Here is a 14513-nt window from a genome sequence, read left to right as displayed (position 1 = left end):
CGGTCGAGGGCCACGGCGCCCGCCCGGTTCGGGAAAGGACGTGCGATGAGCGACGACCGCCAGGAGCCGCCCGCCGGGGAGCCCGAGGACGACCGTACGCGCCCCCTGCCGCCCCCCGGCGGCAACCGGCCGCAGCCGCCGGACCGCACCGCGTCGCCGGACGAGACGATGCCGATCGACCGGGCTGTTTCGGTTGGTCGTGGTGGGTCGCCGGACGAGACGATGCCGATCGACCGGGCTGTTTCGGTTGGTCGTGGTGGGTCGCCGGACGAGACGATGCCGATCGACCGGGCCGCCGCGGAGCCGTCGGGTGACCGGACGGCGCGGATGCCGGTGGAGCGGTCGACGCCGCCGCCGTGGTCCGGGCGGGCCGAGGTGCGCGCGCCCCGACCGGCCGAACCGACTGCGGACTGGTACGTCGAGGAGCAGGGTGGCCGGCGTTGGTGGCTGCCGATCCTCTGGGGCGTACTCGCTCTGCTGCTCGCCGGGCTGCTCGGGGCGGCTCTGTGGGTGGTGCTCAACGCCCGGGACGACGACCCCGACAACCCGGCGACGCCGTCTGTCCCGCCGGCCAGTGCCAGCGCCCCGCCGAGCAGCAGCGCCCCGACCTCGGCGGCGCCCAGCAGCGCGACGCCGAGCAGCCCGGCGGCGACCACCGAGGAAGCGCGGCTACCGGTGCCACCGCTGGCCGGCCTGCCGCAGGCCACCGCCGAGAGGCTGCTGGACCGGCTCGGCCTGAGCTACCGAGTGGTGTACCGCCCGTCCGAGCTGCCGCCGGGGACGGTGGTCAGCACCGATCCGGAGGCCGGCGCGACGGTGCGGACCGACGAGGAGGTGCTGCTGGTGATCTCCCAGGCGCGGCCCTCGACCGCAACCAGCCCGACCAGCCCGAGCCCGACGGTGACGACCACGCCGTGACCGATGTTCACCACATCCGGCGGCGGGTGCCGACGAGGCCGAGGCCGGCGAGCGAGATGGTGAGGCCGAAGATCCCGGACCAGAACAGCGAGCGGCGGACGTCCGTGGCGGTGTGCCCCGCCGGTGCGGCGTCGCTGAGTTCCTGCGGTCCGTCGGACTGACCGCCGGCGCCGGCCCCGGCGGCCGGGCCGGCCGGGTCGGACGCTCCGACGCGTCCGTCGGGGGCATCGGCGCTGATCCAGCCGGGTTCGTCGGCGGGCGGGTCGGCGTCGACCACGGTGATCTCCGGAGCCGGCACCGGAACGGCCAGCCGGGTGGACGACAACGCCGGGTCGCGGACCAGGACCACGATGGTGGTCACGGCGCCGAGGAGAGCGAGCAGTCCGAGAGCGTAGGTGATACGGGAGCGGTGGTGCCGCCGCACGGCGGGCTGATTGACCATGACCATCCCAGGCTCAGGGTCCTGGACGTGCGGTGGAACATGCCGGGGTGGGCGTACCGATTCTATGGCGACGGCACGCCTACCCGCGGCGGTTCGCGCTGGTCAGCCGACTCTGACCGGCGTACGGGCGACCGGTCGTCGGGTCCGTACGGTGTGCGGGCGGGGCTCCGGCGCGGCCTGCACCTGTCGCAGCCCTTCCCGCTGTACGAAGATCGACCGTCGGTTGACGGCATCGCCGGCGGCGTTGAGCTCGTAGCCGTCGAGCCAGAGCCAACCGTCGTAGGTCGGCCAGTCGAGCACCCGGATCACCCGGAACATGATCGGCCTGAGGAACTGGACACTCGCCGCGCGAGTCACGTGCAGAACGTCACCGGAGCGGGGAAGCACATGGGCTCCTGGGGAGGGAGAGCCGGCGTCGTGCCGGCGGGTGACTGGTCTGGGATGTCTCGGCCCGGTGACGGGATCGCGCCTCGTGGACCGGTTGGTGCGTGATGGTGGTCGGGCCGTACCCGCTGGTGGCGTGCCGCCACCCGACCATCACCTGACTGCTTCCGGGAACCGCGCCCACCGCCGCAGTCAGCTGGCTTGCAGCGGTGGGGTCATCACCCCGGCGCAGGTCTGAGTGGCGCCGGCCGGGCCCGCGCCCCGCCCGGCCATCCGGGGTCGGTGGGGTCACCACACCCGGAGAGCAGACGGAGACGCTGAGTGATCCGTGCCATACGGACAGACTGCATCAGCGACGTGCTTCATGCAAGTTGCACGTCGACTTTTGCCGATACGTGAGTCCGCCACGCAAAGCGGCGCTTGAAGCCATCCGCGTACGGACGGCACACTGAGGGCCGGTTTCGCCCGTCGCGGCCGGCCGATGACCGGCACCACCCCTCGTCGCGAACGCTCGCCGGTCGACGGTCGCGCCCCCGGTGAGCGGCAGCCAGTGGCGCGTCGACCGGAGGTAGCCCGAGAGTGGGGTCGAGCAACCAGCGGCGAGGACTAGAGACTCCGAGGCCGCGCAATGAGTGAGCGGCGCAGCCCGACGATCCGACGGCGGCGGCTCGGCGCCGAGCTGCGCCGGCAGCGGGAGTCGGCCGGGATCACCATCGAGGTTGTCGCCGAGCAGTTGGAGTGCTCGGCGTCCAAGATCTCCCGGATCGAGACGGGGCACACCACGGCCACCCCGCGCGACGTGCGGGACATGCTGAGGATCTACGGCGTCGTGGGTGCCGAGAGCGACGAACTCGTCCAGATCGCCCGGGAGGCGCGGCAGAAGGGCTGGTGGCACCCGTACAGCACGGTGCTGGTCGGGGCGTACGTCGGGCTGGAGGCGGCGGCGAGTTCGATCCGGGCGTACGAACAGCAGGTCGTTCCGGGCCTGTTGGAGACCGAGGAGTACGCCGGGGCGATGATCCGAGCCGCCCGTCCGGACTTCACCGCCGATCAGGTACACCAGAGGGTGCGTGTCCGTCTGGGCCGTCAGTCGTTGTTGACCCAGGACGATCCGGTCGATCTGTGGGTGGTGCTCGATGAGGCGGTGGTAAGTCGGCCGGTGGGCGGGGACGAGGTGATGCGCGGCCAACTCAGGCGGTTGGTCGAGGTGGCCGAGTTGCCGAACGTGACGCTCCAGATCCTCCCCTTCGAGGTGGGTGCGCACGCCGGCATGGACGGGACCTTCACGATCCTCAGTTTTCCCGAGCCCGGTGATCCGGATGTCGTGTACGCGGAGAACGCCACGGGTGGGCTTTTCCTTGAGAAGAGCGACGAACTGCAGAAGTACAGCTTCATCTTCGATCACATCCGCGCTGCGGCCATTCGTCCAGAGGAGTCCATCGCACACATCGCAAAACTGGCAGAGGAGCCGAGATGGCGACCAAGGGGTTCCCCGTGGACCTGACGCAGGCGACGTGGTTCAAGAGCTCGAAGAGCGGGCCGAACTGCGACAACTGTGTGGAGGTGGCGTACGTGACCGGGGCGGTCGGAGTGCGGGACTCGAAGGACAAGGCCGGCCCGGCCCTGGTCTTCGCTCCCGGCGACTGGCACGCCTTTGTCGCCGGCACCAGGGATGGTGTGTTGGGCTCGGTCTGACCGAGTGAGCAGTCGAGGTCCCCGTCCGGTCCCGACCGGGCGGGGACCCTCCGTGTCCCGGAGCGCAGCCGACCCGCAGCGAACGGCCGGGCCCGGTGAGGTTCCGCCGGGATTCCCGTCGCCACAGCGGGTCCGCCTCGTTGAACCGGTCGGTACGGCGCTGGTCGACGACCCGCCGCACCGACCCGCACCCGAGCGAGGCAGGCGAGACGGATGACGACGATCGGTTCAGAGAACCTCACCAACGGTCCGGGCAAGCCGGAGCGGTTCGGTGGCAAGTACCGCGGGGCGCGTCGGGACACCGTACTGACCGAGGTGGTCTCGACCGACCAGGAGCTGGACGGGCGGGAGGCGACGGCCCAGGAGGTGGCCGACGCGCCGCTCTCGCTGCCGTCGCTGGACCCGAACCCGCTGGTCGAGCCGTCGTTCCCGCCGACCGGCTGGCCGATGGAGCCGGCCGGTTCGCTGGCCGACCACCCGCTGCTGCGCGGCCTGCTGCTGGAATTGCCGCCGAAGGGCAGCATCCCGCCGCCGGGCTGGCTGGACCGCTGGTTCGAGGCGACCCGGGCGATCCTCGAGCTGCTATACGTGCAGGGGTCCGGCCGCTCGCGCTGACCGGGGCGCGGCGGGCTGAGCCCGCTCGGTGAGCCGGCTGTGCCGCAGCGCGTGCCGGACGCCGATCGCGGCCACCGCGAGTGCGCCGACGGTGATCGCCGGCCCGGTGACCCCGGGCTCGGCGCCGAGGTCCGCGCCGGCCGCCGCGATCACCGCCGGCACCGTCGCCAGGGCGGTCACCTGCAACGGCAACCCGATGAGCGGGTGGGCCGCGGCGGCGCGCAGCCCGTGCGGGGCGGGTGTCCCGGGTGCGGTGTCGAACGCGCCGGCCCCGGCCCGCAGGCGGCGGATCCGTCGTACGGAGCAGACGGCCACCACGAGCGCCGGGCCGGTGGCGAGGGTGAGCCCGACGGCGGCCCGGTCGACCGGCGCGGTGCCGGCGCTGAGCAGCCCGCCGATGGACACGGCCGCGACCAGCGCCACGCCCGCCAGCGCGAGCGCCAGCAACCATCCGGTACGCCGACGCAGCGCACGCGCGTCGCGCAGCCGGGGCAGTCGGTCGGCCAGGACCCCGGCGGCCAGCCAGACGGCGGCGACCGGCAACACGATGGTCAGCTGACTCTCCATGTCGGAGACTCTTCCCCGTCCGGGAGCGCGGCGAATCCGGGCCGGACCCCCGTTGGCCCCGGAAGCCGGGCCCGTAGGGGACATCCCATCGACGTGATGGACGTTTCGACATGTTTATCTGCCCGGCCTCATCGATCTACTCTCGGCTCGATCGGCAAGTGTCGATCGATGTGGTACCGGTGGTCGCGTTTCGCCGCCGGTCGGAGGGAGGTAGGGAGATGGGTCTTCCACGCAGGTCCGTACTGGTCGGGGTGACCGCCGCGACCGTACTGGCCGTCGGCACCCCGGCCCTGGCCGCCGAGCCCGTCGGCGTCGTCCGGGAGGCCGGTGGAGCCACCGCCGTGCCGGACAGCTACATCGTCGTCCTCAAGGACACCGCCGTGACCTCCAGCCGGGTCGGTGACACCGCGCAGCGGCTGACCGGCCGGCACGGCGGAAGGGTCGCCCGCACCTACGGCACGGCGCTGCGTGGCTTCGAGGTCACCGTCAGCGCGGGCGCGGCGGCACGGATCGCCGCCGACCCGGCCGTCGCGTACGTCGAGCAGAACCACACGGTGTCGATCTCCGGAACGCAGGCCAACCCGCCCTCCTGGGGCCTGGACCGCATCGACCAGCGCAACCTGCCGCTGGACAGCTCCTACACCTACCCGAACACGGCGAGCAACGTGCACGCCTACATCATCGACACCGGCATCCGCTTCACCCACAACGACTTCGGCGGCCGGGCCACCTCCGGCTACGACGCCGTGGACGGCGGGTCGGCCGACGACTGCAACGGGCACGGCACGCACGTCGCCGGCACCGTCGGCGGATCCTCGTACGGGGTGGCCAAGGGCGTCCAACTGGTCGGCGTACGGGTGCTGAACTGCTCCGGCAGTGGCACCAACGCCGGTGTGATCGCCGGTGTCGACTGGGTCACCCAGAACGCGATCAAGCCGGCGGTGGCGAACATGAGCCTCGGCGGCGGCGCGAACAGCTCGCTGGACACCGCCGTCCGCAACTCGATCGCGTCCGGTGTCACGTACGGCCTCGCCGCCGGAAACGACAACGGCGCGAACGCCTGCAACACCTCGCCGGGGCGTACCGCGGAGGCGATCACGGTCGGCTCGACGACCAGCTCGGACGCCCGGTCGTCGTTCTCCAACATCGGCACCTGCCTGGACATCTTCGCGCCGGGATCGTCGATCACCTCGGCCTGGTACACGAGCAACACCGCGACCAACACGATCAGCGGCACCTCGATGGCCACACCCCACGTGGTCGGCGCGGCGGCGCTGGTAGCCAGCGCCAACCCGGGCTGGACCCCGGCGCAGGTACGCAACCAACTGGTGGCCAACGCGACCCCCAATGTGGTGACCAACGCCGGCTCGGGCTCCCCGAACCTGTTGCTCTACGTGGGTAGCGGCGGCACCACCCCGCCGCCGCCCACCGGCTGCACCGGCACCAACGGCACCGACGTGTCGATCCCGGACGCCGGCGCGGCGGTGACCAGCTCGATCACGATCGCCGGCTGTGGGCGCAACGCCTCGTCGGCCTCCACGGTGGCGGTGGACATCGTGCACACGTACCGCGGTGATCTGGTCATCGACCTGCTCGCCCCGGACGGCAGCGCGTACCGGCTGAAGAACAGCAGCACCTCGGACAGCGCCGACAACGTGAACACCACGTACACGGCCAACGTGTCCGGTGAGGCCGCCGACGGCACCTGGCGACTTCAGGTGCGCGACACCTACTCGGCCGACACCGGCTACATCAACAGCTGGACCCTGACCGTCTGACCTGTTCCCCAGGGACGAGGCCCCATCCGGACGATCCCGGTGGGGCCTCGTGTCGTACCCGATCGGGGGTCAGACCGCGAAGGTGGCCGGCCGCTCGGTGGCCGGGGCCGGCGGGCGGGCCTTCCACAGACCGGTCTTCTGACCGGCGAGCCGGGTCAGGTAGGCGGGGTTGAGGATCACGTAGCGGCGCCAGAGCCGTTTCGGCTCCAGACCGAGCCGCCAGAACCACTCCAGGCCGGCGCGCTGCATCCACGGCGGGGGCTGGCGCAGCAGCCCGGCGTGGTAGTCGAAGGCCGCGCCGACCGCCATCAGCGGCATGTCGAGCAGCGGGCGCATGGCGTACGTGAAGACCTCCTGGCGCGGGCAGCCGAGCCCGACCAGGACGAGCCGGGCGCCGCTGGACCGGATCCGGTCGGCGATCTCGGCGTCCTCGCCCGGCTGGACCGCGCGGAACTTCGACGGCTCCACACCGGCGATCTTCAGCGCGGGGAACATCCGCTCCAGCGCCGGGATCAGCTTGGCCAACGTCTCCTCGGTCGAGCCGTACAGGTAGACCGGCAGCCCCTCGTCGGCGAAGCGGGAGAGCACGTGCAGGGTCAGCGTCGGCCCGTAGACGCGGTCGGTGAGCCCGGCGTGGTGCAGCAGGTTGAGCGCCCAGCGCACCGGCTGTCCGTCCGGGGTGACCACGTCGAAGGAGTTGAGCCGGGCATTGTGCGCGGGATCCAGCACACCGGTCATCACGCCGTGCACGGCCAACGCGGTAAGCGCGAGTGGCCGCCGCTCGTGCGCCGCGGTCACCACGGCGTCGGTCGCCGTGGCGTAGTCGGTGGCGTCGACGAGGACGCCGAGCACGTTGCGCTTGGTCTTGGCCGTCATGACTGTGGCACCCACTTGTCCACGTTGGCCTCGTAGATCTCCCGCAGGATCATCGGCACGTCGTACGTGATCTTCCACTCCGGGTACTGCTCCTCGAACCGGGCCATGCTGCTCACGTACCACTGGTGGTCGCCGGTGCGGGCCTGCTCGACGTAGTTGATCTGCGCCTCTCGGCCGGTGATCTCCTGGGCGATCGCGAACGCCTCGATGTGCGAGGTGTTCGAGTGCCGGCCGCCGCCGAGGTTGTAGACCTCCGCGGAGCGGGGCGACCGGAAGAACGCCTCGAACGCGGTCAGCACGTCGTGGGAGTGGATCGCGTCGCGGACCATCTTGCCCTTGTAGCCGAACAGGTTGTACGTCCGGCCCTCCATCACGCAGCGCATCAGGTAGGCCAGGAACCCGTGCAGCTCGGCGGCCGAGTGGGCCGGGCCGGTCAGGGTGCCGCCCCGGAAGCAGGCGGTCTTCATGTCGAAGTAGCGGCCGTACTCCTGCACCATCACGTCCGCGGCGACCTTGGAGGCGCCGAAGACCGAGTGCAGCGAGTGGTCGATCGACATCTCCTCGGTGATGCCCTGGTACCAGCGGTGGTCCTCGGGCAGCTCGTACCGGGTCTCCAGCTCGATCAGCGGCAGGCTGTTGGGCCGGTCGCCGTAGACCTTGTTGGTCGAGCAGTGGATGAACGGCGCGTCGATCGCGTGGCGGCGGGTGTTCTCCAGGATGTTGAGCGTGCCGCCGGCGTTCACGTCGAAGTCCGTGTACGGCTCCTTGGCCGCCCAGTCGTGGCTCGGCTGCGCCGCGCTGTGGATCACCACGGCGATGTTCGAGCCGTACTTCTTGAACACCTGCTCCAGACCGTCGCGGTCCCGGATGTCCACCGCGAAGTGGGTGTAGGAGTTACCCAGGTCACGGCCGAGCCGTTCCAGGCTCCACGAGGTGGAGCCGTCCGCACCGAAGAAGTACCGACGCATGTCGTTGTCGATGCCGACGACGTCCAGACCGAGGCCGGCGAAGTGCCGGACCGCCTCGGAGCCGATCAGACCGCCCGACCCGGTCACCAACGCGACACTCACACGCCACTCCTGGTCCATCGGAGGCAGAAACCATCGGAGCATAGCGTGACGCCCGGCACGCCCCGATATGACGGAAGGGCCCCGCATTCCGCGGAGCCCTCGTCTTGTGGTGGGGATGGGGGGAGTTGAACCCCCACGCCCTTTCGGGCACACGGACCTGAACCGTGCGCGTCTGCCATTCCGCCACATCCCCGTGGCACGACCCGAGACACTGTAACCGCCCCGGACCCGCTGTCTCCAACAGGCCCCGGGAATACTACGCTGTCCCAGACGCTCGCCACGAGCGGTTACCGTTCGTGGCGGACGAAAGATTAGCACGGCAGTCCCGGTCCTTCCGAACGGGCCGGGAGCAGCCGGCCGAGCGGCGTGTGAGCTGCGCGCGCGCCGGCCGGATACCATCATGTCCTCGGGACCCGAGGAGGAGCCGGTGAGCGTGCTGCAACGCTTCGAGAAGCGTCTGGAAGGCCTGGTCGAGGGGGCCTTCGCCAAGGTCTTCAAAGGGGTGGTCCACCCCGTGGAGATCCTCAACGCCATGCAGCGGGAGGCCGAGGCGCACAAGGCGATCCTGGCCGGTGGGCGCACGTTGGTGCCCAACCGCTACGTGATCGATCTCTCGCCGTTCGACCACAGTCGTCTGGCGCCGTACGCCGCCGCGCTGGCCCAGGAGCTGGCCCAGTCGCAGGCGGAGTTCATCGGCGAGCAGGCCTGGACGGTCTACGGCGACGTGATCGTCGAGATCGAGCGGGGCGAGGGCCTGGACACGGGAATGTTCCGGGTCACCGCCGAGGTCTACACCGGCGGCGAGGTCGCCCCCGTGTCGGCCCCCGGCTACGACGCCGGCCCGCCCGCCTACCCCGCGTACGACCAGGGTGGCGGCTACGGCCCGCCGCCCGGGCACGGTGGCGGCCGCAACGTGCGGCTGGTCTCCGGTGACGGACGCACCTACCCGCTCCAGATGGGGTCGACGGTGATCGGTCGCGGCGACCAGGCGAACCTGCGCCTGCCCGACGTCGGCATCTCCCGGCGACACGCCCGGCTGGATTTCGATGGCGGCCAGGTTGTGCTGACCGATCTGGGCTCCACCAACGGCACCATGGTCAACGGGCAGCGGGTCTCCGCCGTCGCCCTCAACCCGGGTGACATGGTCCAGCTCGGCACCACGACGCTGACCTTCCGCGTGGACGGCTGAGCCGCCTTGCCGGCACTGGTCATCACCGTTGCCCGGTTCGGGTTCCTGATCCTGCTGTGGATCTTCGTGTTCACGGTGGTCGGCGTGATCCGTCGGGATCTCTTCGCGGGGGCACGGTCCGGTCGCCTGGTGGCGGCACCACGCGCGGTTGGCGCCTCGACGGGGCAGGCGGCCAAACCGGCGAAGGTGAAGCGGGGCAGGGCGGCCCACCAGTTGGTGGTCACCGCAGGTCAGCTGGCCGGCACCCGCATCACCCTCGGTGAAGCGCAGATCACCATCGGTCGGGCCGAGGACTCCACCCTGGTCATCACCGACGACTACGCCTCCGCGCGGCACGCGAGACTCGTGCCGCGCGAGGGCCAGTGGTTCGTCGAGGACCTCGGCTCGACTAACGGCACGTACCTAGATCGCGCTAAGGTCACCGGACCAACCCCCGTACCCCTCGGCGTGCCGATCCGGATCGGCCGCACTTCCCTCGAATTACGGCCATGACTCTGACCCTGCGCTATGCGGCCCACAGCGACCGCGGTCTGATCCGTGACGGCAATCAAGACTCCGTCTACGCCGGGCCGCGGCTACTCGCCGTTGCCGACGGCATGGGCGGCATGGCCGCCGGTGACGTCGCCAGCAACATCGTCATCGGTGCCATGGCGCCGCTCGACGAGGACGTCCCAGGGGACGCTCTCGTCGATGCGTTGCGTTCGGCCGTGGGCACCGCCAACCAACAGCTCCGCGACACGGTGGACGCCAACCCGCAGTTGGAGGGGATGGGCACCACGCTGACGGCGACCCTCTTCTCCGGCAGCAAGCTGGGGATGGTCCACATCGGCGACTCGCGGGCCTATCTGCTGCGCAATGGTGAGTTCTCGCAGATCACCAAGGACGACACGTACGTCCAGATGCTCGTCGACGAGGGCCGGATCAGCGCCGAGGAGGCGAGCAGTCACCCGCAGCGGTCGCTGCTGACCCGAGCTCTCGACGGCCGGGACATCGACCCGGAGTACTCGGTGCGCCAGGTGCTGCCCGGCGACCGGTACCTCATCTGCAGCGACGGCCTCTCCGGCGTGGTGAGCGCCGAGACCATCGGCGAGACCCTGCGGGAGTACACCGACCCGCAGCAGTGCGTCGAGCGGCTGGTGCAGCTCGCGCTGCGCGGCGGCGGCCCGGACAACATCACGGTGATCATCGCCGACGCCACCGACCACGACATCGTCGAGGCCACCCCGATCGTCGGCGGCGCCGCCGCCCGGGACCGGGGCATGGCCACCTCCGCCGACGACTCGACCCCGGCCGCCCGGGCCTCGGCGCTCTCCGCGCCGCGCCCCGCGGCGCCCGAGGAGCCCAACGCGTCGGACGACGAGCCGGAGCGGCCGAAGCGCCGGCCGGTACGGACCGCCGCGATGGCGCTGGCCCTGCTGGTGATCGTCGGTGGTGCGGCCTTCGCCGGCTGGACGTACACCCAGCGGCAGTACTACGTGGGCGCCACCGAGGAGGGGCAGGTCGCCGTCTTCCGTGGCATCCAGGGGCAGATCGCCGGGATGGACCTGTCCACCGTGCACCGCACCAGCAGTACCCGGTTGGACGACCTCACGGTCGCCGCTCAGGACACGGTCAAGGTGGGCATCCGGGCCAAGAACGAACCGGACGCCGAGCGCCAGCTCGCCGAGCTGACCAGCGACACCCCGACCAACCCCAACCTCAAGCCGATCTGCCCGCCCGACCCGGGCGCGGCGACCGGCACCCCGACGCCCACCCCGTCCCCGACCCCGCCCGCGACGTCCCCGACGCCGAACACCAGCCCAAGCCCCGGCGCGGCGGTGAACGGGGTCGTCAGCGCGAGCCCGACCAACGCGGCCACCGCCGCCGGGACCGATCCGACCACCACACCCGACGCCACGCCCTCCGACTCGGCCCCGCCGGCGCTCGACCCGGCCGGCTGCCGGTCTCCCGAGTGAGCGTCGGCTGAGATCCCAAGGACTCCACCCGTGACCGTAGCGGCCACACCGGCACCCTCGCCCGCCACCACGGGCGGGGAGTCCGGCGTACGCCTGGCCCGGTCCCGACGCAACGCCGAGCTGTCCCTGCTGCTGCTGGCGATGGTGCTGGTGGCCGCGTACATGGCGACCGTCGAGGCGAACCTTCTGGACACGGTCACCCCGGACTTCTGGATGCCCGCCGCCGCCCTCGGCGCGGTCTTCCTCGGCCTGCACCTGGTCATCCGGTTCCTCGCCCCGTTCGCCGACCCGGCCCTGCTGCCGGCGGTGGCCCTGCTCAACGGCCTCGGGGTGGGCTTCCTGCGCCGGATCGACCTGGGCGAGGCCGCCCCGGTCGACCGGGAGGATCTGGCCACCTTCGCCGGCATCGGCGGCCGGCAGCTCGCGTGGACGCTCGCCTCGGTGATCCTCGCCGCGGGCCTGCTCGCCATCATGCGCGACCACCGGTCGGTCTCCCGGTACGCGTACACCCTGGGGCTTGCCGGCATCGTGCTGGTGATGCTTCCGGCGGTGCTGCCGCGCAGCATCTCCGAGATCAACGGCGCCAAGCTGTGGATCCGGGTCGGCGGCTTCTCGCTTCAGCCGGGTGAGTTCGCCAAGCTGGCGCTGCTGGTCTTCTTCGCGTACTACCTGGTGCGCAAGCGTGAGGTGCTCTCGCTGGCGAGCCGGCGGTTCCTCGGCATCGACTTCCCGCGTGGGCGCGACCTGGGTCCGGTGGTCGTGGTCTGGCTGATCAGCCTCCTGGTGCTGGTCTTCGAGAAGGACCTGGGCACCTCGCTGCTCTACTTCGGCATGTTCGTGGTGACGCTCTACATCGCCACCGAGCGGGTCAGTTGGCTGCTGATCGGTCTGGTCCTCTTCTTCGGCGGCGCCTACCTCGCGTACGTCCTCGGGTCGACTGTCGGCGGGCCGTTCGCCAACTTCTACCTGCGCGCGGAGATCTGGCTGGATCCGTTCGCCGACCCGACCAACAAGGGCTACCAGCTCGTCCAGGGTCTGCTCGCCCTCGGCACGGGTGGACTCTTCGGGGCCGGGCCGGGCGGCGGTCAGCCGGACATCCTGCCCGAGGTGCAGAACGACTTCATCTTCGCCGGCATCGGCGAGGAGATCGGCCTGTTCGGCCTCTCCGCGCTGCTCGTGGTCTACCTGCTGATCGTGGAGCGGGGCCTGCGCGCCGCGCTCGCGGTGCGCGACTCGTTCGGCAAGCTGCTCGCGGGCGGTCTCGCCTTCACCCTGGGCCTGCAGGTCTTCGTGATCGTCGGCGGCATCAGCAAGCTCATTCCGCTGACCGGCCAGACCACCCCGTTCCTGTCCGCCGGTGGTTCGTCGCTGATGGCGAACTGGCTGCTCATCGCGGTCCTGTTGCGGGTCTCCGATGGGGCCCGGCGACCGGTGACCGGCGGTGCCGGCAAGGCGGCCCGGCCCTCGGGCGGCCCGCCCGAGCAGTTGCATGGTGCTCCCACGGAGGTGATCAAGCCGTGAACGCACCCCTGCGCCGTGTCGGCATCGTCGTCATGGTCCTGTTCGGTCTGCTCTTCGCGAACCTCAACTGGATCCAGGCGTACAAGGCCGACGAGTACCGCACCAGTGACTACAACGGCCGGGTCCAGGTCGCCGACTACAAGCGCAAGCGCGGCAACATCGAGGCTGGCGGCACGGCGGTGGCCACCAGCAAGGAGACCACCGGCAAGCTGAAGTTCCAGCGCACCTACCCGGGTGGGGCCAAGTACGCTCACGTGCTCGGCTACAAGCCGGTCAACCTGGCCGACACCGGCATCGAGCAGGTGGAGAACGACTTCCTGGCCGGCACCAGCGACCAGTTGATCGGCGACCGGTTCAAGGACATGTTCACCGGCGACGAGACCGGTGGCGGCAACGTGCTCCTCACGCTCTCGAAGCGGGCGCAGGACGTGGCGTACGACCAGATGCGCAACAACCAGGTGGATGCGAAGCGCGGCGCGGCGATCGCCATCGACCCGCGGACCGGTGCGGTGCAGGCCCTGGTGTCCATGCCCAGCTTCGACCCGAACCCGCTGGTCAGCCACAACACGACCGAGGCCGCGGCGGAGATCAACAAGCTGGAGCAGAACCCGGACGGCCCGCTCAAGAACCGGGCCCTCTCCGAGACGCTGCCCCCGGGCTCCACCTTCAAGATCGTGGTCGCCGCGGCGGCGCTGGAGAACGGCGTCACCAAGACGACCCCGATCCCGGCCGGCTCCAGCTACACCCCACCCACCTCGGGCAGCCCGATCCGCAACGCCGCCCCGTCGATCTGCCCCGAGCCGCAGGTCACCCTGCTGGAGGCGGTCACCGAGTCGTGCAACACCGGCTTCGCGCAGCTCGGCGTACGGCTCGGCGCCGACAAGGTCAAGGAGAAGGCCCGGCAGTTCGGCTTCGAGCAGGAGGACCTCACGGTCGGGCAGCTCGGCGAGGGCGGTCTGCGGACGGCGGCCAGCCGGACCGGCGACATGCTGAACCCGGACGGCAGCACCGACCCGGCCGCGTTGGCCCAGTCCTCGATCGGTCAGAACAACGTCCGGATGACGCCGCTGCAGGGCGCGATGATCGCCGGTTCGGTCGCCAACGGTGGCAGCCAGATGCGGCCGTACCTGGTCCGGCAACTCCTCGCCCCGGACCGGACCACCAGCTACTACACCGCGAAGCCGCGGGAGCTGCGTCAGCCGGTCAGCGGTCAGGTCGCCAGCGACCTGCGCGACATGATGGTCAGCGTGGTCCAGAAGGGCACCGGCCAGAAGGCGGCGATCAGCGGCTACACGGTCGGCGGCAAGACCGGCACCGCGCAGTCCGCCCCGGACCGGCCCGACCACGGCTGGTTCATCGGCTTCGCCCTGGACAAGAACGGCAACCCGGTCTCCGCGGTGTGTGTCGTGCTGGAGCAGGCCGGCAGCGGCGGCAGCGCCGAAGCGGCCCGGATCGGCGGCCAGATCATGCGGGCCGCCATCAACGACCCCGGGGGCCGCTGAC

At 71.0% G+C, this 14513-nt stretch carries 15 protein-coding genes and 1 tRNA gene; 10 read left to right on the top strand and 6 right to left on the bottom strand.

Annotated elements, in window-relative coordinates; genetic code table 11:
- Window positions 1-45: 45 nt before the first annotated feature.
- Window positions 46-918 (top strand): PASTA domain-containing protein, encoded by an 873-nt coding sequence (locus tag ABZU53_RS01845; protein WP_355063282.1) that lies wholly within the window; start codon window positions 46-48, stop codon window positions 916-918.
- A 7-nt stretch (window positions 919-925) separates the two neighbouring features.
- Here ABZU53_RS01845 and ABZU53_RS01840 read toward each other — a convergent pair whose 3' ends face one another.
- Window positions 926-1366, bottom strand: coding sequence for a hypothetical protein (locus tag ABZU53_RS01840; RefSeq protein ID WP_355063280.1), 441 nt, complete (start codon window positions 1364-1366; stop codon window positions 926-928).
- A 96-nt stretch (window positions 1367-1462) separates the two neighbouring features.
- Window positions 1463-1747 carry a hypothetical protein gene (locus ABZU53_RS01835; protein WP_354854927.1) on the bottom strand — a complete coding sequence of 95 codons (285 nt, stop codon included), beginning with the start codon at window positions 1745-1747 and terminating at the stop codon, window positions 1463-1465.
- Between the two features lie 625 nt (window positions 1748-2372).
- On the opposite strand from ABZU53_RS01835, the gene ABZU53_RS01830 reads away from it, so the two are divergent.
- The 3 genes from ABZU53_RS01830 to ABZU53_RS01820 all read left to right on the top strand — a co-directional run bounded on the left by ABZU53_RS01830 (window position 2373) and on the right by ABZU53_RS01820 (window position 4054).
- Entirely contained in the window at window positions 2373-3248 is an 876-nt protein-coding gene (locus tag ABZU53_RS01830) for a helix-turn-helix transcriptional regulator (protein ID WP_354854929.1), read from the top strand.
- The gene (locus ABZU53_RS01825; RefSeq protein WP_007454112.1) at window positions 3218-3439 is read left to right on the top strand and encodes a DUF397 domain-containing protein; all 222 of its coding nucleotides are present in this window, start codon (window positions 3218-3220) and stop codon (window positions 3437-3439) included. Before ABZU53_RS01830 ends, ABZU53_RS01825 begins: the two co-directional genes overlap by 31 nt.
- 213 nt (window positions 3440-3652) lie before the next feature.
- Window positions 3653-4054 (top strand): hypothetical protein, encoded by a 402-nt coding sequence (locus ABZU53_RS01820; RefSeq protein WP_354854931.1) that lies wholly within the window; start codon window positions 3653-3655, stop codon window positions 4052-4054.
- Here the strand turns inward: ABZU53_RS01820 and ABZU53_RS01815 are convergent.
- Window positions 4022-4621, bottom strand: coding sequence for a hypothetical protein (locus ABZU53_RS01815; protein WP_354854933.1), 600 nt, complete (start codon window positions 4619-4621; stop codon window positions 4022-4024). The two genes, ABZU53_RS01820 and ABZU53_RS01815, sit on opposite strands and share 33 nt — an antisense overlap.
- Window positions 4622-4839: 218 nt before the next feature.
- Between ABZU53_RS01815 and ABZU53_RS01810 the strand changes: the two genes are divergently transcribed.
- Window positions 4840-6399: a S8 family serine peptidase gene (locus tag ABZU53_RS01810; protein WP_355063278.1), complete on the top strand. Its 1560-nt coding sequence runs from the start codon at window positions 4840-4842 to the stop codon at window positions 6397-6399.
- A gap of 69 nt (window positions 6400-6468) precedes the next feature.
- Here the strand turns inward: ABZU53_RS01810 and ABZU53_RS01805 are convergent, their stop codons facing one another.
- The 3 genes from ABZU53_RS01805 to ABZU53_RS01795 all read right to left on the bottom strand — a co-directional run bounded on the left by ABZU53_RS01805 (window position 6469) and on the right by ABZU53_RS01795 (window position 8538).
- Window positions 6469-7275 (bottom strand): WecB/TagA/CpsF family glycosyltransferase, encoded by an 807-nt coding sequence (locus ABZU53_RS01805; protein WP_354854937.1) that lies wholly within the window; start codon window positions 7273-7275, stop codon window positions 6469-6471.
- On the bottom strand, window positions 7272-8387 hold the full coding sequence (locus tag ABZU53_RS01800; RefSeq protein WP_354854938.1) for an NAD-dependent epimerase/dehydratase family protein: 1116 nt from the start codon (window positions 8385-8387) through the stop codon (window positions 7272-7274). Before ABZU53_RS01800 ends, ABZU53_RS01805 begins: the two co-directional genes overlap by 4 nt.
- Before the next feature lie 65 nt (window positions 8388-8452).
- Window positions 8453-8538: transfer RNA gene (locus tag ABZU53_RS01795), tRNA-Leu, on the bottom strand.
- Window positions 8539-8745: 207 nt separating this feature from the next.
- Here ABZU53_RS01795 and ABZU53_RS01790 point away from each other — a divergent pair.
- Genes ABZU53_RS01790 through ABZU53_RS01770 form a run of 5 tightly spaced genes read left to right on the top strand, consistent with a single transcriptional unit; the run spans window position 8746 to window position 14512 of the window.
- Window positions 8746-9534, top strand: a complete 789-nt coding sequence (locus tag ABZU53_RS01790) for a DUF3662 and FHA domain-containing protein (protein WP_007454122.1) — start codon at window positions 8746-8748, stop codon at window positions 9532-9534.
- Window positions 9535-9540: 6 nt separating this feature from the next.
- Window positions 9541-10026, top strand: a complete 486-nt coding sequence (locus ABZU53_RS01785; protein ID WP_007454124.1) for an FHA domain-containing protein — start codon at window positions 9541-9543, stop codon at window positions 10024-10026.
- Window positions 10023-11489, top strand: a complete 1467-nt coding sequence (locus tag ABZU53_RS01780) for a protein phosphatase 2C domain-containing protein (protein ID WP_355063276.1) — start codon at window positions 10023-10025, stop codon at window positions 11487-11489. Before ABZU53_RS01785 ends, ABZU53_RS01780 begins: the two co-directional genes overlap by 4 nt.
- A 30-nt stretch (window positions 11490-11519) precedes the next feature.
- Window positions 11520-13010: an FtsW/RodA/SpoVE family cell cycle protein gene (locus ABZU53_RS01775; protein WP_354854943.1), complete on the top strand. Its 1491-nt coding sequence runs from the start codon at window positions 11520-11522 to the stop codon at window positions 13008-13010.
- Entirely contained in the window at window positions 13007-14512 is a 1506-nt protein-coding gene (locus ABZU53_RS01770; protein ID WP_355063275.1) for a penicillin-binding transpeptidase domain-containing protein, read from the top strand. Before ABZU53_RS01775 ends, ABZU53_RS01770 begins: the two co-directional genes overlap by 4 nt.
- Window position 14513 lies beyond the last annotated feature (1 nt).

The sequence above is a fragment of the Micromonospora sp. NPDC005194 genome, assembly GCF_040608335.1.
Classification (GTDB): Bacteria; Actinomycetota; Actinomycetes; order Mycobacteriales; family Micromonosporaceae; genus Micromonospora.
Note: the sequence above shows the minus strand (reverse complement) of the source record. Positions and strands in the feature narration are given on the sequence as shown.

Excerpts from the sequence above, each read along its gene's own strand:
- ABZU53_RS01845 (WP_355063282.1), top strand. The coding sequence starts at position 46 with ATGAGCGACGACCGCCAGGAGCCGCCCGCCGGGGAGCCCGAGGACGAC.
- ABZU53_RS01840 (WP_355063280.1), bottom strand. The coding sequence starts at position 1,366 with ATGGTCATGGTCAATCAGCCCGCCGTGCGGCGGCACCACCGCTCCCGT.
- ABZU53_RS01830 (WP_354854929.1), top strand. The coding sequence starts at position 2,373 with ATGAGTGAGCGGCGCAGCCCGACGATCCGACGGCGGCGGCTCGGCGCC.
- ABZU53_RS01825 (WP_007454112.1), top strand. The coding sequence starts at position 3,218 with ATGGCGACCAAGGGGTTCCCCGTGGACCTGACGCAGGCGACGTGGTTC.
- ABZU53_RS01820 (WP_354854931.1), top strand. The coding sequence starts at position 3,653 with ATGACGACGATCGGTTCAGAGAACCTCACCAACGGTCCGGGCAAGCCG.
- ABZU53_RS01815 (WP_354854933.1), bottom strand. The coding sequence starts at position 4,621 with ATGGAGAGTCAGCTGACCATCGTGTTGCCGGTCGCCGCCGTCTGGCTG.
- ABZU53_RS01810 (WP_355063278.1), top strand. The coding sequence starts at position 4,840 with ATGGGTCTTCCACGCAGGTCCGTACTGGTCGGGGTGACCGCCGCGACC.
- ABZU53_RS01805 (WP_354854937.1), bottom strand. The coding sequence starts at position 7,275 with ATGACGGCCAAGACCAAGCGCAACGTGCTCGGCGTCCTCGTCGACGCC.
- ABZU53_RS01800 (WP_354854938.1), bottom strand. The coding sequence starts at position 8,387 with ATGCTCCGATGGTTTCTGCCTCCGATGGACCAGGAGTGGCGTGTGAGT.
- ABZU53_RS01790 (WP_007454122.1), top strand. The coding sequence starts at position 8,746 with ATGTCCTCGGGACCCGAGGAGGAGCCGGTGAGCGTGCTGCAACGCTTC.
- ABZU53_RS01780 (WP_355063276.1), top strand. The coding sequence starts at position 10,023 with ATGACTCTGACCCTGCGCTATGCGGCCCACAGCGACCGCGGTCTGATC.